This is a genomic window from Clostridium sp. DL-VIII, assembly GCF_000230835.1.
Classification (GTDB): Bacteria; Bacillota; Clostridia; order Clostridiales; family Clostridiaceae; genus Clostridium.
Genome location: NZ_CM001240.1, coordinates 1,414,365 through 1,437,259, shown reverse-complemented (window position 1 = coordinate 1,437,259; position 22,895 = coordinate 1,414,365). Strand labels below are relative to the sequence as shown.

The window sequence follows — 22,895 nt, the reverse complement described above, 5'->3', positions numbered from 1 at the left end:
TAGTATTTAAATGTAGTTCACAACATTCCTAACTGGTGTATTATATATATAAATTAATGAATAATATATTCTTCTTAAACTTTTCTATCCATCTATACTAGAAATCACATACATATTTGTACAATCTGAATTTGAAATTGAGCTGTTTCAAAGTTTCTTAACGAGAGATTGTTCCAATTGTTGCTTATCCTTAACCTGTGTGAGTAACATGCATAAATGGATGCGAGCTCCCATTTATGACTTTCCAGCGAAAATTTCATAAGTCCGCTAAAACAAATATGTATGTAATTTCGGTAATTGTTGCATAAATCTAATTCTTGTTTTGGATATATATTAAACCAAAGTCAAATTCTTCATACTTAAATCAAGTATTTTTGCAGAATGCGTTAAAGCCCCAACTGATATATAATCTACTCCTAATTCTGCTATTTTTTTAATATTACTTAATTCCACGTTTCCTGAAAACTCTATTAAAGCCCTTTTATTTATAAGCTCTATTGCTTCTTTTGCTAAACTTAAACTCATATTATCAAGCATTATTATATCAGCTTTTGCTTCCAATGCTTCCTTTACCATTTCAAGATTCTCAGTTTCAACTTCAATCTTTCTTACAAATGAAGAATTCTCTCTTGCAAGCTCTACAGCATTTTTTATTCCTCCAGCTGCACTTATATGATTATCCTTAAGCATCACTCCATCAGATAAATTAAATCTGTGATTGCAGCCTCCCCCAACTTTCACTGAATATTTTTCTAAAATTCTAAGATTAGGTATTGTTTTTCTTGTATCTAATAATTTCGTATTTGTTTTACATATCTCTTGAACAAATTTATTTGTCAAGGTAGCTATTCCACTCATTCTTTGCAGCAGATTTAATGCTAATCTTTCTCCCATCAATAAATTTCTAGTGCTTCCCTTTAAAAAAGCTACCTTTTCTTTTGGAAAGACTTTATCTCCATCGCCTTTGTAAAATTCTACTTCTACATTCCCTAATATCTCAAATACCCGTTTAAATACCTCAAGCCCTGCAATTATGCCTTCTTCTTTGCATAACAATTCCACAGTCGCTATGCTTTCTTCGTTTATAATTGAATTAGTTGTTATATCTTCATTTGGAATATCCTCAATAAGTGCAGCTTTTATTATCTTATCTACAACTAAGTAATTGATCATCTAATATGCCACCTCTTTCTCTTATAACTGCTTTTACAAGCTCTTTATTCTCAATAGATATTTCTTCTACAGATTTATTTAAGTTATCCACAGTTAAAACTTTATTTTCCATTTTATCCACAATATTGTTGATAAATTTTGCAGCTCTTCTTGAAAATACAAGTCCTTCAAGGAGTGAATTACTCGCAAGCCTGTTAGCTCCATGTACTCCTGTACAGCTTGCTTCACCTACTGCAAATAAATTTTCCATGGAGGTTTTCGAATTCAGATCTACCTTTATTCCTCCCATAAAAAAATGTTGAGCAGGTGAAACCTTAATATAATCCTTGGTAATATCAGTACCTCTCTTTAAACATTCTTTATAAATAGTAGTAAATCTATTTTTTATATAATCCTCTCCTAAAAATCTTATATCTAAATTCACATAAGGCGTCTCGGTTTCCTTAATTTGCTCATATACAGCTTGAGATACCACATCTCTTGGCAAAAGTTCATTTATAAACCTTTTTCCATATACATTAGTAAGGATTCCACCTTCCCCTCTCAAAGATTCAGATATCAAGAATCTTCTTTGATTTTTTTCTTCCTCATAAAAGGCAGTTGGGTGAATTTGAATATAATTTATATCTTCTAATTCTATATCATGTTTTACTGCAGCTGCTATTCCATCTCCAGTTAAAATTCTTTGGTTTGTTGAATTATTATATAAGCCACCTATGCCTCCAGTAGCAAGTACTACAGCCTTTGCATAAATGTTTATCTGCTCATTTTCTCTTATAAGCACTGCACCAATGCATATACCTTCTTTTTCTATAATATCTACGAAATAAGTATTTTCATAAACATTTATATTATCCTCTTGTTTTACTTTTTCAATTAAAATTTTCGCAGTGCTCTCTCCTGTATTATCCTTTGTGTGAACTATCCTATTTAAGGAATGAGCGCCTTCCTTTGTATAATTTAAACTTCCATCCTCATCTCTATCAAAATAAAGCCCCATTTCTATCAGCTTATTTATATTTACTCTTGATTCAGCTGCTAGAACTTTAACAGCTTCTAAATTATTCTTATACTGTCCTGCTTTTAATGTATCTTCAATATATAAAGGAATGTCCTCTTCATCCCTGGCAACTGATATTCCTCCTTGTGCCAAATAAGTATTGCTGCAATCTATTTTATCCTTGCATACAACTAAGACATTTAAATTATTATTTAAGTTTAATGCACAATAAAGGCCTGATACCCCTGAACCTACTATTAATACATCAACAAATTTATTCATATATAACCTTCTTACTTATTTACAGCCTCTAAAGATCCTAGTTTATGCATATTTTCTAAAGATCTTAGAGCCTTTATTCTAGTTTCTTCATCTAAGGTTATTTCGTTATTCATGTTTAATAGGGCATCATATATGTTCTCAAGGGTTGTCTTCTTCATATCCTGGCAACATATTCTATCTCCAGGAATGAAAAAACTTTTGTTTGGATTTTTCTTCTTTAGTTCATGTAAAATCCCTTCTTCTGTTCCTATGATAAATTCACTTCCCGTATCTTTAGTTGCATAATCTATTATTCCGCTAGTACTTCCTATATAATCTGCCATATCCCTAATTCCTTTTGGACATTCAGGATGAACTAGTACCTTAGCATCCTTATGCTCTGCTTTTACTTTTAATATGTCTTCCCTGCTTATTTTGTTATGGCATCTGCAGAATCCATCCCATAATATAAATTCTTTATCTGGAAAAAACTCCGAAACATATTGTCCTAAATTTCTATCTGGTAAAAACATTATCTGTTTATTTTCAACATTTTTTAATATCTTTAAGGCACTTGAAGAAGTTACTGCTACATCACAATGTGCTTTTACGTTGTAAGTTGAATTTATATAACATACAACATAGGCATCAGGATATTTTTCTTTAAGTTCTAGTAACGCCTTACCACTAGCCATATCTGCCATAGAACAGCCAGCACTAGGACATGGCATTAAAACTGTTTTCTGCGGAGATAGTATCTTTGCACTTTCTGCCATAAATCTTACTCCACAAAACATTATAACTTCCTCGCTGCAATCTCTGGCTACTTCACTTAAATAATACGAGTCCCCTACAAAATCTGCTAATTCTTGTATGATTCCTGGCTGATAATAATGAGCAAGAATAACTGCATTCTTCTCTTTTTTCAGTTTTAATATTTCGTTTACTAAGTCTGCCTTCATATTTACACTTCTTTCCGATTCGTATTACAAGTGTATATACACCTGTAACTTTAATTATATCAGAATTTTTTTTATCTTCAACTTAATTAATTACTTAATGCCATATACAATAAAAAGTCTCTATGCTACTTCTCAATTGTTCATTGTAAATTGTCAATAAAAACCTGCCTAGCTCCTTATTTTATGAATTTTCCAGTCTAATATAATTCTATAACTTTCCATGCAAATAAAAAAAAGGTACTGTGCTAATTTCTGGCACAACACCTCTAATACTTATATATATTTAATGATTCTTTAATCTCTTTACAATCATATTTTATTTTTCTTCAAATAAAGCAGTTGATAAGTAACGTTCTCCTGTATCAGGTAATAATGCTACTATTGTCTTTCCAGCGTTTTCTGGACGTTTTGCAAGTTCAGTTGCGGCAAATATAGCAGCTCCTGAAGAAATTCCAACAAGTAATCCTTCTTTTTTAGATAACTCTCTAGATCCTGTAAATGCATCTTCATTTTTTACTGTTATTATTTCATCATATATTTTAGTGTTTAAAACATCTGGAACAAATCCTGCACCAATGCCTTGTATTTTGTGTGGGCCTGATTTACCTTCAGATAATACTGGTGAATCTGCTGGCTCTACTGCTACAATCTTAACGTTCGGATTTTGAGATTTTAAATATTCTCCAACACCTGTTACAGTTCCACCTGTTCCTACACCTGCAACAAATATATCAACTTTTCCATCTGTATCTTCCCAAATTTCAGGTCCTGTTGTATTTTTGTGTATTTCAGGATTAGCTGGATTTACGAATTGTCCTGGTATAAATGAATTTGGAGTTTCACTTGCTAATTCATCAGCTTTAGCAATTGCTCCTTTCATTCCTTTAGCTCCTTCTGTTAAAACTATTTCTGCACCATAAGCTTTTATAAGACTACGTCTTTCTACACTCATTGTTTCCGGCATAACAATTATAACTTTATAACCTTTTGCAGTACCTACAGATGCAACTCCGATTCCTGTGTTACCACTAGTTGGTTCAATTATTACTGATCCTGGCTTTAGTACGCCTTTCTTTTCAGCGTCTTCAATCATAGCCTTTGCAATTCTATCTTTAACGCTTCCTGCTGGATTAAAATATTCTAATTTAGTTAATATAGTTGCTTTCAAATCTTTTCCTGCACTATAGTTTGCTACTTCTAATAATGGTGTTCTTCCTACTAATTCAGCTAAATTCTTATATATCTTTGACATTTAAACCACTCCTTCAGTTTCCGTATAATTCTTATCTGTTTACTATGTTATTAGTATATTCCTCCATATTCACATAGTCAAGACTTTTTTAGATAATTCTTATAATTTTTATACGAATTAATTCTTATATGATTTAGAAAATCTATTATAAGAAGCTTACTATAAAATCCTATTATCTTTAGTATTATAACCAGCAATTTTATTTTGTATGAAAAATTAGCAGCCCTAATGCAAAAATAGTAGCCTTGTGCCAGTATTACTTTTAAAATATAGCTGTAAACTTCTGTATCCCTAAAGTTTACAACCATATTCTATAGTAATTTAGCAGAAAAACTACTATCCTTGTTAATCTATAGCTTACATATAATTTCTTACAAATTTAAATAACATATTTAATTTCCTTATTTATAAATAGTCTGTCTATCTCACTTATAAAAAATTCTTTCATCTCGTCTAAATTCTCTTTTTGATATACATACTTTCCATATCCAAACTGCCCATATTTAAACTTGCGCTCCTCATCCTTCATTGGTAACTTAGTTTCTGGAAACACCTTAAGGATTATATTTTTAGCTGTAGTCGTGTATCTATGAGATATTATTTCAAAGGTAACAGGAAAATTCAAATCCTTTGGAAGTCTCTTACTTAATTTTAGTAATAAATCATGATATTCTTCCTTCCAATTTGGATATATAAATATAGGTGCAATTAAGAAGCCTATAGGATATCCAGCCTTGGCTGCTTTAATGCTTGCTTCTATCCTTAAATCACGTGAAGCCGTTGCATGCTCATATTGATCTATAACATATGAAGTATTAATAGTAAATCTCATTTCTGTATGACCATTATGTTTTAAGTTAAGTAAAGAATCCACATCATCATATTTAGTAACAAATCTAAACCTAGCATTGTCATTGCTTCCAAAAAACTCTATAGCTCTTTCTAAGGAATGAGTATATGGCTCCACAGGAATAGGATCTGATGTAGCAGCTCCTTCAAATATGGTTATATCTTTACCTCTTTCACTCATATACCTTTGAGCCTGAGCAAGGATCTCCTCAATATTAACATGAACTTTTACAAAGGGCTTATCACCAAGCTTTGTATTCAAATAACAATATTCACATTGTCCAATGCATCCAGATACTAATGGTAACTGATAATGAGCTGATGGCTTGCAGGATTGAAATTTTAAGCTTTTTTTTATTCCAACCACTAATGTCTTTTTCCCTTCCCTATATTGAGAATAAAAATCCTCTCCTGGAATGTGCTGCTTCAATTTATTAGAAGTCAAATTAATAATTTCAATATCATTTCTATCTTTAAACTTATTTAAAATATTCTGAGCTGTTTCATAATTCAATGAATCCTTTTCAAATATAATTCTTTTAGGTATAAACATCTTTTCATAAAAATCCGCATAAAATATGCTGATTTTAACTCCTTCCTTTGCTTTATTATGTATTTCATATAAAGCTAGTATTTGCTAAAAATCATGCTGTCTATACTAAAAATTTATTTTTAATATTATTTAAGCTATTTAATATTGTTTTTTTGTTCTATACTTATTAATTTGCTCTTTAAGCTTATTTATATTTGGTTTTCTATCAACATATATCTGCTTTTTATCATTGATATTGTAGATAATAGGAATTGGTTCCCCCTCTTTAAGAAATTCTAATTCGCCTGAATGAACAGTTGCTATTACTTCTCCATTGAACTCAGCACCATCTTCTTCTAAAACAGTAAGCTCAAATTTTACTTCTGGTCGTTTTCTTATATAATTTCCTGTCTGTGTTGATTTTTTTATAATTCCAACGCTTTTTACTCCATCAGCAAGAAGCTTTCCATACTTAACTTCTCTAACTATCATCATTATAAGCAGTGCCATTAAAGGAATAATTAAAATTAATGCTGGAATCAGAAGTGGTAAAGCTGTTTTAATCCCTCCCTGATCTACCTGAGAAAAAAAGTTTTTCCCTATAATATAAAAACTAAATACAGTAGTTACCAGAATTAAAATTGTTGATAAATAATTATTCTTTTTCATATTCGTTCTCCCTTTTTTATGTTAACGTTAAACATTCTATGTATTCTACATCTCTTTTATAAAAAAAGTATCTAGAATTTTAATTAATTATATCATAAATACAAGAATCGAGTACTGTTATTTATTAGCTAGTGTATCAATATGAGTAACATCCTATTCTTATACTTAAATAGTATTTCTAAAAGTATCGTTTAATTTTTACTTTTTCTACTACTATAGTTATCCGTAAAAAAATAAACGTCATAATTTAATTAAATTTTTCATTATAATCAGAAAAGACTAACAAATAAAAATAAGGTAGTCTTTTTCTAAACCACCTTATAAATTCTATATTTTAGCCTTGAGTAACCTTAATTTCTTTTCCTTTAAATACAATGGCAAGCTTTAGTATATTATTTATACCTTTTTGCACTAACTCTGTTTCATATCTTTTTTCATCAATTTGCTTTAATGCTTCTTTTGTTGCTTTTTCTATAGTGTCATCCAAGAAATAATCGATTTTCTTAAATTCAATAATAATTCCTATTTTAGAAATATCTTTAGGTATTATAATAACATCATATCTTCCATATCCACTTTCTTTGTTAGAGTTAACTTCATATTCATTAGAAAGTGATACAAGCATTCCAAGTACAAAAGCATGATATACTCTTTCAGGTTCTTTTCCTGATATATCAAAATAGCTTAAATTATTAATTACAAATTCTTTAAATATACCTTCGAACACTTTTATATTTCCATTTGTTAATGTATCCAGCATTGTATTATAATATTCATTATTACTCGCTTCTTTGAACCACTTTTCAATTAAATTTTTATAGAATATTAAAACTTCCTTATTAGGAATTTTGAGCTTACAATTTAGCATCCCCTCTATATTTTCCGTTTTTAAAGCTTTTAAATACCCACTCATAAGTAAAAAGCTCCAAATATTTTCATTAGAATCTTCAACTTCTGACATAACTATGTTATCATCAATTGTTTTACTTATTGTATTTCCTTTAATTAGTGCCTCAAGTTCAAGCTTCATACTCCTATTTCCTTTAAGAAGTAACCTCTTTACTAAATCATTGCTACTGCTGTTAATCCAATATGGCATAAAACCAACTTCATAGTTATCAATATAATTTAAAACTGACCAAGGATTATATATTACTTGACCACCAAAAATATATCCATTGTACCAATTTTTTATTTCTTCATTTTTATCACTTAAATCATAATAACCTAAGAACTCTTTTACTTCTGCTTCTGTAAATCCAAATTTATCATTAAATTTAAAGCCTAATATAGTATTTACCTGCAAATTATTAAGTCCTGAAAAAATGCTTTTTTTTGCAACTCGAAGTATACCTGTTATCATTGCCTTTTCTAAATATATATTATCTTTAAGTGCAGATGTTAATAAATTTCTCATTAATACAATCATATCATCATAAAATCCACGTATATACGCTTCTTGAATAGGTACATCATATTCATCTATAAATAGCATTACCTTTTTCCCATAATGCTTATTCATGTACATCATAAGATTGCTTATACCCTCAGAAAAAATTCCTACTGGAGCTTTTCTAGATATTATTTCTTTAAAATCTGCTTTATCAAACTCGGATAATTTATCGCTTTCTAGTAGATATTCATGTTCTTTATATAGATTAGATAGCAACATCTGTATTCCAGTTTTAAAATCTTCATAAGACAAATGTTTTTGGTTCTTAAATGTAATAAAAATTACCGGATACTCTCCTTGAAGTTCCATTATCTTTTTTTCATTTTCTATCTTCAGTCCTCTAAATAAATCCTTAGAATCTTTCTTACTTCCTATATCGAAGAAGTATCTTAACATGCTTAAATTTAATGTTTTTCCAAATCTTCTTGGTCTAGGCGTTAATACTATATCTGCACCATTTTCTATAAATTCTTGTATTAATAAACTTTTATCTACGAAATAATAGTTTTCCTCTATTAGTTTCTTAAAATCTGATATTCCTATTTGTATTCCTTTTCTCAATCATCCCACCTGCTCCCTTAGGTTAGCTTTACTATCATTATATATTATTATAGACAATTTCTATCTCATTTAAAATAATTATTATTGCATATGGACTAAAGGCTATATGAAATACCTATAGCCTTACAATTTTTACAACTAAATATTTTTAATATCTTCAAACTCAAATCGTGGAAATAAATATATTGGAATTGTATATATTTTATTTGCTACTCCACCTTCTGTTAACCCTTTAAGATAAATAACAAAATTTATTTTCCCATTATTTAATGACTTAGTTATAGTTTTTCCTGGTTTTTTTCCTGCTTTGACTTCTATACCGTAAACATATCCATTTTCTCTATTCCTATAAACAAAATCTAATTCTCCATCACCATATACAGCAAACATTGGAACAGTTGATATTTTATCAATCAAACATTGATAAACAAAAGTTTCGTTCAATACACCATTTGATTCTGATAATAATATATTGGATTTATTTAAGACATAACTTGCCATTCCTATATCTGACAGAAAATATCTTTGACGCTTTTTTATGTTAGTAAAATCGAATTCCACTAATTTATCACAATCTTTAACAAACTTTGAAGTATAAAACCATTGGTATATATTTATTATAACCAATTTGTAAGTCTCTTCAAACTTTTACCCAAAGTGTAGAATTTATTCTTCCATCTGTTAATTTGTTTAATCCTCTTTCAATATCATAAACATTCTTCATATATTTTACTAATTTATCAAAGTAATTTTTTCTCAAAAATAAAACCTCATTTCTGGTAATAATTTAACAAAAATGAGGTCTCATTTATAAATTAATTTAATTCTTTCTTTATTTTCTGAACTTCCTCAACACTTAATCCTGTTCCCTTAGCAACCATCTCAACATCTAATCCCATAATTAAAAAGTTCTTAGCATTTTTTATTGTTGCTTCTTTTAATCCTTCTTTTATCCCCTCTTCCTTCGCACTTTTTAGTCTTGTCATTTGATCATGAAGATCTGCTTCTCTAGATTCATATGCTGCCCTTGCTTTATCATCTTTACTTATGACCTCAAGAATATTATAGGCTTTTCTTATTTTCTCATTTTTTTCTGCTAACATTTCAAATGCCTCCTTATTTCTTGCTTGTAAAAACATCATCCATTGGATAATTGGCTCATCTTCATCTTTGGGAATATTGTCATCAAATAATTTTGGTAGTTCTAGATAATGAATCTCTAATACATCCGTCAATTTTTTATTTGTCTCATCTTCTGTTATATGAAAACTTGTATGAAGTTTATTTATTTCTATGCATTTAAAATCTACTATATTTATTGTTATGCATTTTTTTAGCTTATCATATGTATCTCCTGATTTTATCTGTCCGTTATACATCTTACTCCAGTAAAACAAAGTTCTTTCAGCCATATACTCCGTATACAAAACTTGAATTTCTATATCTATATGCTCACCATCTTTAGTTTTAGCTCTAACATCTAATATTCCTTTTCTATCTTCTGCAAACTCTCTTAATAATTCTGTATTAATGAGTTCTATATCTTCTAATTCATCCTGTGGCATTTTAAGTATAGCATTTAATAATTCTATTAATAAATCCTTATTTTTCACATCTCCAAATAATAATTTAAACACAAAATCATTCTTCGGTGACATTATAAATCCATCATCTAAAACTTCTCTTCTTATCACTCTACTCACCACACCTTACTCTGCTTATTTATACTTTTATTATATACCATAAAATTCTTTTCTTAAACTGAAAACTACGTTTAATTTAATTCATTAAAACTTTTTATTCTAAGTAAAAAGCCTAAAAGTACAAGTGTTACAACCTTTGTGGTATCATATGTAGGATTAATTCTTCCATCTGTTAATTCATTTAATCCATCATTAATATTATAAACATTCTTCATATATTTTACTAATTTTGCAAAGTAATTTTTTCTCAATTACAAAACCTCATTTCAGTTAATAGCTTAACAAAAATGAGGCTTCATTTATAGTGAAAATTCTCCGAATTTGATACACTTTTTAAATTTCTAAAAACACTAGTGATATCAATGGATTTAAAATTTAGAAGCTAAACTGCTGGCAAACTTACTACAGAATTAATATTATGCAGTGAAAATTATTCTACTGAGTTTTTGATAGATATTTAGAATAAAGATTTTACTATTAATTCTATATTCTTATTAATATATTGCAGTCACTATACTTACTTTTTTGCAGTGAGTACAATATTTTAAAAATAACAATTATTTTTTTACATTTCTATATATAGTTAACATCTCATAAATTTCTTCTTTTCTTGCCAAGTTTTGCACCCAATTATCAGGAATAGATTGAAAACCATAATATGTTCCTGCTATTCCGCCAACAATTGCCGCAATAGTATCTGTATCACCTCCCAAATTAATTGCTTTAAGAACAGCTTCATTATAACTGTCTGTTGTTAAAAATGACCATAATGCTGCTTCAAGTGTATCTATTACATATCCAGATGAGTTTATTTGCTCTTCATCACAAGCCGCTATTGTCCCATCCAATATTCTTCTGTAATTATCTATTTCCTCAGAATAACTTTCTATACAATATTTCTTTACAAATTCAATAGTCTTCTTGTATGCTTCATCCTTTTTATTTCCATTCAGTAAATTTATCACAAACTCTATATAGAAAATACAAGCAAACTTAGAACGTTTATGTGAATGAGTCAATGATGATACTTCTTCAATCATTTCTATTCGTTTAATTGGCAACATATTTTTTGCAAAATATGCTAATGGCAAAACTCTCATTAATGAACCATTACCATTATCTTGTTCAGTTTTCCCACCACATTCTACAGCATTTATCCCATGTATCATTCTATCAATAGCATCCTTAGTAGAATTTCCAATATCGAAAATCTCACAGTATGGTGTTAAATATCCATATCTGTAATACTTTATAAAATTATCTGCTACTCTTTGCACAGAATAATCGTTATTAATACTTTCAATTAAGCATAATGTTAATGAAGTATCATCTGACCATGTACCAAATGGTTGATGATATGTTCCATATGCCCGCATCTCTTTTACAGGGTCCATTTTCCTTTCATCTCTAGTGGAAAACTCTACTGGGACTCCCAAAGCATCTCCCACACAAAATCCAAATAGTCCACCAAACATTTTACTATCATACTGGTTATTTATCTTAACATCTAATAATTCAATATTCTCATACTTTGGACATTCCTTGCTTGTAAACATAACATATTCAGGTTTCCTTTCATCATCATAAATTTTGCAATGCAATGCATTTCCTTTTACAAAATGCTTGCATTTTTCACATTGTGGTGTAGATGTCAAAATATTTCCTCCACTTCCGTACATTTTATAAGATTCTATATCCAATTTCCAACGTTCACTAATTGAAAGTTGTTTTTTTTCTTTACTCATAAATATATTCTCCTTTATTTTATTATTGCTTTAATATAAAGTATACCACCCTTAGTTTCAGCATCTGTAATAAACATCTTTTGACCTGCATTAAATAGCACTTCTGCTTCATCACTTCCATATTCACTAATTGATGATACATCTAATCCATGTGCTCCTTGTGAGGCTTCTATTTCTATTTGCATATTTCCTGAAAAAGTTCCTGTAGCTACAGAATTTTCAGTTGATGTACTCAAAAAACTTGGCTGCGTAAAAGTTTTTCCTATCAACTCATCAGGTGGTAAATTTTTCAAAGAACCTAATTCTTCTATAGAAGTTCCTCTATAAAGAATCATGTCTTCTGGCAATGATGCATTACTAAGAGTCGACTTCATTATATCCACTGCTTCCGCATTATCTGCACTCAAAGTCTCAAATCCTCGTAAAGAATTATTAATGTTTACATAATCATCTCCTGTATACTTAATCAATGCTTCGATTTGTGATTTATCTAAATCACTAACACTTTTAATAATCTTACTGCCAGCTTCTCTTACCCCCTCAATCAAATGAAATTTTATTAAAGATTAAGGTGATAGACTTACCTACCACCTTTTAAACTTGATTTTATCTATATTCCATAACATATTATGTCTTGTTTTTCATCATTCCAAAAATTATATTCACTAGTCTTCTCATAATACATATCAACGCTTGTACTTTTGTTTTTCCTTCTGTTAATTTTTTTTGATAATATTCATAAAGTATTGGATTTCTTGGCTGTTTAGTGCATTTTGTTATCTGAATTTGTTGCATTGCAAGGAAATATAAAACTCCATTTAAATTTCTATTACCTTGTTTGCTCTTTTTATCCTTCCCTTTTCCAGCAGAACTAAATCTAGTTGGTGCAATACCAGAATATTGAGCCAATTTATCTGGATTTTTAAACCTATTTATGTCGCCTATCTCTGCTATAAGTTGTCCAGCCGTAACTGTTCCAACTCCTGTCAAAGTTTCTAATTTGTAATTTAACTTTGATAAAATAGTTTTAATTCCTTTATTAAGATTTTCTATTTCTTTTTTATAGAATTTTATGTTTCTTACATAACTTTTAACTAATTCATCCCTATCTTTTTGATATTCTCTAAAAGTATCTCCATCTCCTTCTATAAATTCTAAAATACTTTCTGCTTTTTTCATAGAACAAGCATTATTACTTACTTTTAATAAAAATAATCTTAAATCTTTTGCTTCTACCCCACTTATTTTTGAAGGTGAAGGGTACTTTTCCCAAAATGCTAAAACAGTATTACCATCTATTTCACTAAAAAACTTCTTATAACTTGTGTAATTTTTCACTAATTGTTCGTGAAGTTGAATTTTAGTTGTAGTTAATGCCTTTACCATTGACTCTCTTCTATAAACATACTGTTTTAATGTCCAATATAAATCACTTGGATTTGCATCTGGTAATTCATTTACTTTTTTAACCAATACATTTGCAATGCATTCTGCATCCCAAGTATCATTTTTCTTTGTTGTAGGATGATTTTTTCTTTCAGATGATGAATAAGAAGGATTTACTTCTTTAACTATATATCCATTTTCCTTTAGAAAAACGGCTAATGACCTCCCATTTCCTCCCACATCTTCTAATCCCCATATTGGAATTAGACCTTTTGGTATAATTTTTTCTATTTCTTCCATTACTTTAGGATATTCAGAGATTTTACTTGCAAAAGTAAAATCTCCTAGTACCTCTGTCCAACAATTAATTACTACTGCTGTATGTTGCTCCTTGTGAACATCTGCACCTATATAAATATAATTTTGTCTTTCTTTCATAGAATCTTTTGACCTTTTTAATTACTCCCGGGAGTATATCCAAGGGAATTATATCTATAATATCTTTTCAAGAAAAAGTGGCAACCTCAATCACAGCGTTAATTACAAATAGTTCGCAAGGGGCAACAGCCTATCAATCTCTTGAAAAGTTATTATCTAATTCATTGATGTATTATATAAATGTTTTTTCTACTTTCAAGAAATCAGTAGGTTTTTTTATTAAATTTTCTAATTTAAATAAATATCTGTTATTTCAACCCTAAAATGACCTAATTCTTTGGACACTTTTAGCCTTGCACTATAATCATTTAATCCGTTTTCCATAAACTGTCTATATCAATTTTGAGCATAAGCATGTCTTAACCCATGAAATGTCAGATTCTTATTTCCAGCCCTAAAGTCATTATTATGATTATAAATAAATACTTGTAAGTTATTTATAACCTTATGTGTTTTTTCTTCTTTATTTATAAATACCTTTTCACCAGACTTTGTTTCTATATACAGTCTCTTAACTAGTTCCTTATTACTTAAAGGAATGCTCCTTATTAACCCACCCTTACCCTTTACAGTTAGAAATCCTACTTCTAATGCAACTCCTAATTGACTCTTATCAAGCCTTGCAACTTCATGAATCCTTAATCCATGAGAATATGCAATACTTACCATGTCAGCATATCTGACTTCGCTTTTGCTATTGGCATATTCAATAAATTTTTTAACTTCTGTATCACTCCAAGCCTTATTAGTACCTATTCTATCTTCCTTAGTTCTAGGTAATACGCCTAATTGTCTATTAGTAGGCAGTTTTTTACTATTGCCACCTTTTATATCTACAAAAAATCTTATAGCAGATAAATTAGTAGTAACATAAGATTTAGAATATCCAGTTTCTTGCATTTGTTCACTATATGCTTGTAAATGCTTACTTGCAATTTTATTTAAGTTTTGCTTTTTAAAATTTTCTGCTAAAAACTTAGCAAAATGATTCATGCCATCTTCATAGCGATACCTCGTCTTTATACTTCCTTGACAAGTATGCCTAAATACCTTATCTATTTGTTCATTTAAATTCCTATATATGTTTGTTGTTTTTTCATCCATATTAAAATCCCATTTATCATTCATAAATACCACACCCTTTCTAGGTTTAGAAATATTATGTTTAATGATATTAATGAGTTTCAAGTTTTTTTATAAATTATTTTTATCAATAGATATTTTATAATGTTTCATTAATTTTTCTTTTACTAAAATTATTTCACATTAGTAAAATCAATACTTTAAGTGAAATATACCCCATAGTCTCAATTAATATATTGAGACTATGGGGCGTATACTTTTCATATTAGTTTAGCAATGATGCTGCATTCTTATAAACAAAATAAGTGAAGTCATTCCTTCTGTAGCAGTAATGTCATAACAGTTTTCCTGTTGGCTTTTGACCTGACATTCTTTCTTTTTTCTATAAATAAATTTTGTTCTTAATACCTAATTAAATTTATTATAAATTCCATAGTTCTAAATACCTTCTTAAATAATTAGTTAATTCCAACTATCTATTTATATTTTATATAAACTTTATTATAGGTTTCAAGAAAAAATACTTCTGAAATTATCTAAAAGTATTTTTTTCTGACCTTTAAAATATTTATATACTGACTTTATTACTTTCCAATATCTCGTTTCTCAATATTCCCATTTAAAGGATTAATAAAATATCTTCTAGCATAAAAATCTGTTACTGTTATTTCATTTTCTTTAACATTCATTTGCTCATACGGAAGATTATTTTGATTTGGAAATACTTTATTCAACCCTTGAACTCTCCATACTGTTTTTCCATACTTAGAAATTGCATATAAGTTATCTAATTCTGTTTCATTAAAAGGTATTGCTAATAATACAATTATTAACTCCCCACATATTTTAACATCTCTAATATTATGGTCAAACCTAACATCAATAGTATTAATAGTTAATATATTTTCATTTATTTTTATTTGTTCATTCATATAACTTTACCTCCTTATGGTAATGGTCTTGGATTAACGAATTCACCAGTTCTTTGTCCCATTAAATCAAATTGTATTCCACCACCATTTCCCCATCCGTCAAGTGGATTTACAACTCCTGTACGAAGATGAGTACCTGCTTCTAAATTAACATCTGCGACATATTTAGGTGTACTAGGAAGTGCAAATTTATCTTGTATTTGTGCAGGTGTTAATCCTTCTATATCTTCTGCTTTCATCACCCAACCACCATACATTCCTGAAGTATCTCCATCATATACCCTTACAAATGTTGTTTTTTCAGTTAACTCTATTTCATTAACTGTAGTGCCTGGCTTATATGGTGGGTTATCATAATTCATAACATCTTTCCACCAATTATTAGTTTCTTCCGCAGATGTTTCATTAATTATTTTGAAATTATTAGGATTACTTACCCCCTTAGCAGTATCTTCTCCTGCATCTTTAATAGCAGCTTCACTTGCATCCTTAGCAGCATCTTTTCCTGCAATCTTAATAGCAGTTTTAACAACTCCTCCAATAACAGCTTTACCTATTTTTGCGCCGATTGCTATTACGTCTCTAGCACCTGATGCTAACATAATAGCGTTTGTAACATCATCATTCTCTTGAGCATCCCCACCATCATAATCAAATTCAAATGCTGTACCATCTTGATGGAAATAAATTTTTCTACCATTGCCATATTCTATGTAGTCTGTTGTCTTCATCTTGCCATCAGAATCTACATAGTACCAATTATTACCATCGCTGCTTTGTATCCACGTATTTGTTAATTTTTTACCATTATCATTAAAGTAATACCAATCATCCCCAATTTTCATCCAACCAGTCTTTGTATCAGGTACCCATTCCCCATCATTATTTAAATAATATCCATCAATTGTTGTTCCCCATGCCATAGATCCATTATCACCATATAAATAGTACCAGTTGTCTCCATCTTTTAACCAACCTGTTGCTTCCTTATCATTGTTAAGATAATACCAGTCGCCATTTAAGCTCTTCCAGCCAGTACCTGTAACCATTTTACCGCCATTATCTAAAAGATATCCATCAACTGTTTTTCCCCATGCCATAGATCCATTTCCATCACCATACAAGTAATAACAGCCAGTACCATCATTCACCCAACCTGTTGCCATTGTACCATCTGAATGAAAATAATACCAGTCACCATTTATATTCTTCCATCCAGTTGCCATTGAGCCATCAGCATTAAGATAATACCAATTATCACCATCCTGTATCCAGCCCGTTGCCATTGAGCCTTCTGAAAAGTAGTACCAATTTCCACTATATTCATCTTGTATCCAGCCTGTACCGCTGACTATGTTCCCATACTCATCTATCTGAAATCCATCAATTGTATTTTCATATGTCATAGATCCACCAGGATAATTATAATAATGAAAGTTATCTCCTATCTTGTTCCATCCTGTAACCACTTTTCCTTCCGGACCCACATAATACCAAAAATCATTACCATCATTATCTGTTATTTTTCTCGAGCCTTCATCTTTTGTCCATTGACCATCATCATTAACATAATATCCTTCAACCATTGTGTCCCATGCCATTGACCCATCGCTATAAAAATAGTACCAGTAACCATCTAGCTCCTGCCACCCTGTAGCCATTGTACCATCAGAATCGTAATAATAATAGCTTCCATTGTCTTTTACCCATTCGCTCATATTATCTATCCCTCCCCTCATTCTCCTAAAGGAGCATAAGCTTCTCTATTACTTCCATCCATTATTACATTATTTCCTTTGATATAGAAATCACCTTCTATTGAAACTTTATGTAAGTTATTTCTTTTCATCAGCAATATCTGACTTTGAGCTTTTATTTTTACTCTTTTTTGTGTTTTGATTGTTATTTCTCCGTCTGCATTTAATTTCAATTTCTTTGGACTTTTAATATGAACTCCTTTTTTGTCGTTAAAGCTTATACTTATATTTTTTCTATTTCCAGCCTTTATACTCAATTCTTCTGTAAGCATTGCTATCTCATTTCCGCTTTCAGTCTGAAAGTATCTATTTGCTGGATCTGCTGTTTCTGTGCAGGTATCTCCATCTATTCAGAAGTTTAAATGATTTTCTAAATAATATATAGATAATTCATCTATCAAAGTATACCAATCTTAGACATTATATAAATTGCAATTAGATCCAAGCACAAAAAAATAAGTGTACCGAACCAAGCATAAGCACCATATCGTTTTTCTGGGATCTTCCTCATTCTCCATGCCATAATCGTCATATGTATTGCCACTCCTGCAATAGAGATAAAAAATAAATTTCTAAATAGAACTCCACTTATGCCGCTAACTTTCCATAAAAACAGCAATATCCCAGTAATAGAAAATAATATTGCAAGTATTTTCAAGTAAATATCCTTTTTTACAACAAAAATTGCATAGTATATAAGTGATATTGATATCCCTAATACCAAAAAATATTTAATTGTATTAATCACTCTATCCAACTCTCCTTCCAAAATTCACCTGCTGCCGAAATAGCTATATTCGCAGCAATTCCTACTGCGAAGGCCCATCCTACACCAGGAATGAATGCAGCTATAGCTATAGCAGTCCCAGTTGAAACCAAAGTAGTTGATATATCAACTACTACCGCTTTCTTTTTGCCTTCATTATCATAATTTGTATTATTTAAATCATTGAAAATGTTTATTCCTCCAGCGATAACTGTACCTCCAACACCTATTTTTGTACTTAACGACTTCCACCCTCCAGAATCAATTGTTCTAGAAACCATTCTTATATCATCAGCTCTATTCGCAATATCGAACATCTTCTTATATGCTTCTTTTCTACTTGAGCTATTTGTTAAAACACTATTATTATAAACATATTTGGCCATATATTTTGATACTGAAGATACAATTATTGTTCCCTCCGAAGTTACAGTATCTACTCCTGTTACGCTTCCCCAAACTACATTTCTCCAATCAAATTCATTTGCATGTACAATTTGAAAATAAGTTCCCTGTGACTTTGCCTCTGCAACTTTTTCATCATAGGCCTCCTTTGTTAATGGCCCCCATCCACGTTCTAAACACTCTTGCTTCCATGAGTTATCTCCTTCCGTATTACTCACCTCATCAGCTAAATCACCATCACTTGTCTCATGAGAATTACTGCTATCAATATTTTCAGGTGTATTATTGTCCTCACTAGGTTCCCAGTCACCATTAGCATTTACATAATATTGACCGATCATGGTATCATGTGCCATAGATCCATTGTCATCCTTATAAAAATAATGCCAGTTATCACCATATTGTACCCAACCGGTTGCCATTTCTCCAGTAGAATAGAAATAGTACGTGTTACCATCTATATCATTCTGGCCAGTTTCCATTGCACCACTTGAATTTAAATAATACCAATTACCGTTGTCTTCTATCCACCCTGTTTTCATTTTTCCATCTTCATCAAAATAATACCATTTACTATCTATCTCTTTCCAGCCTGTAACTGCTATTTCAGAATCGACATAATAGTAAGTTACATTACCATTATTGTCTTTTTCTGTTTTCCAGCCTTTATCTTTTACCCAATCACCATTATCATTTAAATAATATCCATCAACTGTTCTCCCCCATGCCATAGTTCCATTGTCATATAAATAGGACCAATTATCACCATCTTCATATACCCAACCAGTCCCTGTAACCATTTTGCCATTCTTATCTAAAAGATATCCATTAACTGTTCTTCCCCATGCCATGGATCCATTATCATACAAATAGTACCAACCGTTACCAGAATCTATCCAACCTGTTGCCATTTCACCAGTAGAATAAAAATAGTACGTGTCACCATCTATATTTCTCCAGCCTGTGGCCATCTTTCCACTCTCATCAAAGTAATACCAGTAATCACCACATTGCATCCAACCTGTTGCCATTGTTCCATCAGAATAGTAATAATAATAGCTGCCATCATCTTCTTCTACCCATCTTGCTTCATTATCATCCATGTTACTATCCCTCCCCTCATTCTTCAAAAGGAGCATAAGCTTCTCTGCTACTTCCATCCATTATTACATTATTTCCTTTGATATAGAAATCACCTTCTATTGAAACTTTATGTGAGTTATTTCTCTTCATCAGCAATATCTGGCTTTGAGCTTTTATTTTTACTCTTTTTTGTGTTTTGATTGTTATTTCTCCATCTGCATTTAATTTCAATTTCTTTGGACTTTTAATATGAACTCCTTTTTTGTCATCAAAGCTTATACTTATATTTTTTCTGCTTCCAGCTTCTATACTTAATTCCTCTGGAAGCATTGCTATTTCATTTCCGCTTTCAGTTTGAAAATATCTATTTGCTGGCTCTGAGGTTTGTGTGCAGGTATCTCCATTTTTCCTTACACAGCCTATAACTATTGGAGTCTCGGTTTCTTCATTTGGAAAATAAAGCCTTGCACTTTCTCCTTCTAATGGCATTGAATACATTATGTTTACTGAAGGTGGGGCATAATTAAACCAGTAAGCTGTACCTTTATCTTGATTTCCGTCTATGTTTAAATTAAGCTTTACCTGCTCCTTTTGTGTTGCAATGACTTTACCTTCTAAAGTTGCTCCTTTTAGAAGTTTATTGTAAATTATTCTTTGCCATACTCCATCTTTTCTGCACAGCTTGTACTTATAAAAGATTTCTTCTTTATCTCTATAAGCTTCATATTCTCTTACATATAAATTCTTTTGCTTATAATTAATTTTTGAACCTATTTCAAAAATATCTTTTTTCTCTATTTCATAATAGAAAAAGTCTGTATCATCATAGCCTGCATTACTTCCACCTGCTTCATGAAAGCTCTTAATATCTTTATAAACATCATAATCTATATTATCTTCTAATTCATAGCTTTGATTATCGGTAATTCCAAAATTAAACATGCAGTTTAAATTTATTATATTACAGTATAGTTCTGAATTTAATTCACTGACAATCCTCTTTAAAAATTCCCAATCTGTTTCCTTATATTGAAATAATGGCTTATTAATTTTTTCTCCTTTTCCTACATTCTGACTGAAGGAGAAACCTGAGTACCATTTTAGACATGAAAAAGGAAATACAGGAGTTTTCCTTCCATGTTGCCATTTTGCTTTTAATTAATTATTTAGTTGTACTTACTGCAGAATTATTATCATGTGGTAAGTCTTGTTCTTCACAAAGTACCACTATTGTTCCATTTCGAACACATCTGATCTGTAGGTTTGTTCATCCATTCTTAAGCAGTCAGCTTGCATTTCTTTTTGCAGTGAGGAACCTACCCACTGCCGTTCATACTATACAACTGATTTATTTGGTGAATGCTTTACTTATTCCATATCCTACATACCAATGGTCGTCAATATTATCAAAATGAAGATACATTTGGCTATAATAAGCCCTATCTGTTTGAGCGTTACTAAAATAATAAATACCTATATTCTTTTGCTTATCGCTAGTTCTATAATCAAAAATTATAACGGAATCACCTCTTCGTGAAATAGAATATGGTCTTGTGTTATTAAAAAATTTGTTTATTTTATCCCACTCTTCCTTCGAGAAATATTTCTTTTCCTCACCGTCCAAGAAATACATATCTGCTACAGTTCCGGTTTCCTTGTCTTTTACATTTTGCCAAAAAGATTCATTTGATAAAAGTATTTTAGCAATCTCATCAAATTCTTTTCTTTCGTCATCAAACATATTTAACGCTTCATCTTTGGTATAAACCTTGGGTTTACCGCTTATAGAATTTATGGAGATGGAAGCATCCAAATGTGATATTACCAAAAATATAAGTAAAAATATAAGTAAAGATATAGCTAAAACCTTCTTTACAATATTGATTTTCAACATTCAACATCCCCGTTTCTATAATTAAATTGAATTACCAGACAGAATTTGCCCACGCATATCCTTCTCTTATCCAATCGTTATCGCCTTTCTTATCACAATAACCCGGTGGTCCTGCATTCTGATTCTGAGCTTCTTCTAATGCTTCTGGTAAGGAAACTTTGCTATTATCACGTATATTAGCTGCTCCGGCTGCTAGACTCAAAAATTCAACAGTGAAATTCTCTGCATTCCCGACATAGCCATAGTGTAAATTTCCCAGATCATCAGCACACATTATTTGTCCATACACAACAAATGTTCCCGATCGACCAAGATAGAGTGTATTAGGCATAGCATTCACCCAATTTTTTTTGTAACTTAATATCCCATGGTGCTCCGCCTTTCTCTTATTATTGAACCAAATCGGATCACCAGTATGTTTGCTGGCTTCGTTGGCATCCTCTGATATAGCAACGTTGTATACATTAGTTAACGCAAGTAATACTTGACTCTTCTTGGTATTATCATCTGCCTTCTTTATTTGCATATTCATCTTTACTTATACTTGTAAAACACTGTCTATTCAGTAGTTCACAACCGATTTACTCCCCCATATATGGATAATTCATCTATCCGTATACGCCCATTTTTGACATTATATAAATTGCAATTAAGGCTACACATAAGAAAATAAGTGTACCGAACCAAATATATGCACCACCTCTCTTCTCTGGAATTTTTCTTGCTTTCCATGCCATAACTGTCATATCGATTGCTAATCCTGCGGTACAGATGAAAAATAAATTTCTAAATAAAACTCCATTTATACCAATAACTTTGAATAAAAACATCAGCATCCCAGTAGTTGAAATTAATATTGCAAATATTTTTAAATAAATATCTTTTTTCTTTCTAATTCGTTTACTATTTACAATATATAAATAACCTAAGTGTCACAATTTTTAGTATCAATTATCTATCTAATTTATACATTTCAATTCACTTTATAGAA

Annotated in this window: 22 protein-coding genes and 1 pseudogene; all 23 read right to left on the bottom strand. The window is 30.4% G+C overall.

From position 1 onward, the window contains the following. Positions 1–333 precede the first annotated feature (333 nt). Positions 334–1,170 (bottom strand): carboxylating nicotinate-nucleotide diphosphorylase, encoded by an 837-nt coding sequence (nadC, locus tag CDLVIII_RS06490; RefSeq protein ID WP_347462523.1) that lies wholly within the window; start codon positions 1,168–1,170, stop codon positions 334–336. Continuing rightward, on the bottom strand, positions 1,148–2,455 hold the full coding sequence (locus CDLVIII_RS06485) for an L-aspartate oxidase (RefSeq protein ID WP_009168633.1): 1,308 nt from the start codon (positions 2,453–2,455) through the stop codon (positions 1,148–1,150). The genes nadC and CDLVIII_RS06485 overlap by 23 nt, the downstream gene beginning before the upstream one ends. Before the next feature lie 11 nt (positions 2,456–2,466). After that, on the bottom strand, positions 2,467–3,396 hold the full coding sequence (nadA, locus tag CDLVIII_RS06480; RefSeq protein WP_009168632.1) for a quinolinate synthase NadA: 930 nt from the start codon (positions 3,394–3,396) through the stop codon (positions 2,467–2,469). 316 nt (positions 3,397–3,712) lie between these two features. Further along, positions 3,713–4,648, bottom strand: a complete 936-nt coding sequence (gene cysK, locus CDLVIII_RS06475) for a cysteine synthase A (RefSeq protein ID WP_009168631.1) — start codon at positions 4,646–4,648, stop codon at positions 3,713–3,715. A gap of 379 nt (positions 4,649–5,027) precedes the next feature. Beyond that, on the bottom strand, positions 5,028–6,050 hold the full coding sequence (splB, locus tag CDLVIII_RS06470) for a spore photoproduct lyase (RefSeq protein ID WP_009168630.1): 1,023 nt from the start codon (positions 6,048–6,050) through the stop codon (positions 5,028–5,030). Positions 6,051–6,188: 138 nt separating this feature from the next. Beyond that, positions 6,189–6,698, bottom strand: coding sequence for a hypothetical protein (locus CDLVIII_RS06465; RefSeq protein WP_009168629.1), 510 nt, complete (start codon positions 6,696–6,698; stop codon positions 6,189–6,191). A gap of 334 nt (positions 6,699–7,032) precedes the next feature. Further along, a complete protein-coding gene (locus tag CDLVIII_RS06460; RefSeq protein ID WP_009168628.1) occupies positions 7,033–8,712 on the bottom strand; it encodes an AAA family ATPase in 1,680 nt (559 codons plus the stop codon). Positions 8,713–8,850: 138 nt separating this feature from the next. Further along, the gene (locus CDLVIII_RS06455) at positions 8,851–9,339 is read right to left on the bottom strand and encodes a DUF4143 domain-containing protein (RefSeq protein ID WP_009168627.1); all 489 of its coding nucleotides are present in this window, start codon (positions 9,337–9,339) and stop codon (positions 8,851–8,853) included. 188 nt (positions 9,340–9,527) lie between these two features. Then, positions 9,528–10,406, bottom strand: a complete 879-nt coding sequence (locus CDLVIII_RS06450) for an Rpn family recombination-promoting nuclease/putative transposase (RefSeq protein WP_347462170.1) — start codon at positions 10,404–10,406, stop codon at positions 9,528–9,530. Positions 10,407–10,486: 80 nt separating this feature from the next. After that, complete coding sequence (locus CDLVIII_RS06445) at positions 10,487–10,666, bottom strand: hypothetical protein (RefSeq protein WP_009168625.1); 180 nt, start codon at positions 10,664–10,666, stop codon at positions 10,487–10,489. A 306-nt stretch (positions 10,667–10,972) separates the two neighbouring features. Next, positions 10,973–12,160: an ADP-ribosylglycohydrolase family protein gene (locus CDLVIII_RS06440; RefSeq protein ID WP_009168624.1), complete on the bottom strand. Its 1,188-nt coding sequence runs from the start codon at positions 12,158–12,160 to the stop codon at positions 10,973–10,975. 14 nt (positions 12,161–12,174) lie between these two features. Next, positions 12,175–12,708: an ADP-ribosyltransferase gene (locus CDLVIII_RS29180; RefSeq protein WP_009168623.1), complete on the bottom strand. Its 534-nt coding sequence runs from the start codon at positions 12,706–12,708 to the stop codon at positions 12,175–12,177. A gap of 79 nt (positions 12,709–12,787) precedes the next feature. After that, the gene (locus CDLVIII_RS06430) at positions 12,788–13,984 is read right to left on the bottom strand and encodes an IS110 family transposase (protein WP_009168622.1); all 1,197 of its coding nucleotides are present in this window, start codon (positions 13,982–13,984) and stop codon (positions 12,788–12,790) included. 336 nt (positions 13,985–14,320) lie between these two features. Beyond that, positions 14,321–15,112, bottom strand: a complete 792-nt coding sequence (locus CDLVIII_RS06425; RefSeq protein ID WP_009168621.1) for a tyrosine-type recombinase/integrase — start codon at positions 15,110–15,112, stop codon at positions 14,321–14,323. Between the two features lie 539 nt (positions 15,113–15,651). Next, positions 15,652–15,999 (bottom strand): hypothetical protein, encoded by a 348-nt coding sequence (locus CDLVIII_RS06420; protein WP_009168620.1) that lies wholly within the window; start codon positions 15,997–15,999, stop codon positions 15,652–15,654. 14 nt (positions 16,000–16,013) lie between these two features. Further along, a complete protein-coding gene (locus tag CDLVIII_RS29175) occupies positions 16,014–17,717 on the bottom strand; it encodes a cell wall binding repeat-containing protein (RefSeq protein ID WP_009168619.1) in 1,704 nt (567 codons plus the stop codon). A gap of 17 nt (positions 17,718–17,734) precedes the next feature. Next, positions 17,735–18,028: a hypothetical protein gene (locus tag CDLVIII_RS06410; protein WP_009168618.1), complete on the bottom strand. Its 294-nt coding sequence runs from the start codon at positions 18,026–18,028 to the stop codon at positions 17,735–17,737. Between the two features lie 125 nt (positions 18,029–18,153). Beyond that, positions 18,154–18,504: a hypothetical protein gene (locus CDLVIII_RS06405; protein WP_035301686.1), complete on the bottom strand. Its 351-nt coding sequence runs from the start codon at positions 18,502–18,504 to the stop codon at positions 18,154–18,156. Continuing rightward, positions 18,501–20,030, bottom strand: coding sequence for an N-acetylmuramoyl-L-alanine amidase family protein (locus CDLVIII_RS29170; RefSeq protein WP_009168616.1), 1,530 nt, complete (start codon positions 20,028–20,030; stop codon positions 18,501–18,503). The genes CDLVIII_RS06405 and CDLVIII_RS29170 overlap by 4 nt, the downstream gene beginning before the upstream one ends. A gap of 16 nt (positions 20,031–20,046) precedes the next feature. Next, positions 20,047–21,114 (bottom strand): annotated as a pseudogene (locus CDLVIII_RS06395) (late control protein D); the annotation flags it as partial. Positions 21,115–21,358: 244 nt separating this feature from the next. Further along, complete coding sequence (locus CDLVIII_RS06390) at positions 21,359–21,904, bottom strand: hypothetical protein (protein ID WP_009168615.1); 546 nt, start codon at positions 21,902–21,904, stop codon at positions 21,359–21,361. Positions 21,905–21,935: 31 nt separating this feature from the next. Next, the gene (locus CDLVIII_RS32715) at positions 21,936–22,430 is read right to left on the bottom strand and encodes a polymorphic toxin type 44 domain-containing protein (RefSeq protein ID WP_009168614.1); all 495 of its coding nucleotides are present in this window, start codon (positions 22,428–22,430) and stop codon (positions 21,936–21,938) included. Positions 22,431–22,512: 82 nt separating this feature from the next. Beyond that, positions 22,513–22,740 carry a hypothetical protein gene (locus tag CDLVIII_RS06380; protein WP_186005548.1) on the bottom strand — a complete coding sequence of 76 codons (228 nt, stop codon included), beginning with the start codon at positions 22,738–22,740 and terminating at the stop codon, positions 22,513–22,515. Positions 22,741–22,895 lie beyond the last annotated feature (155 nt).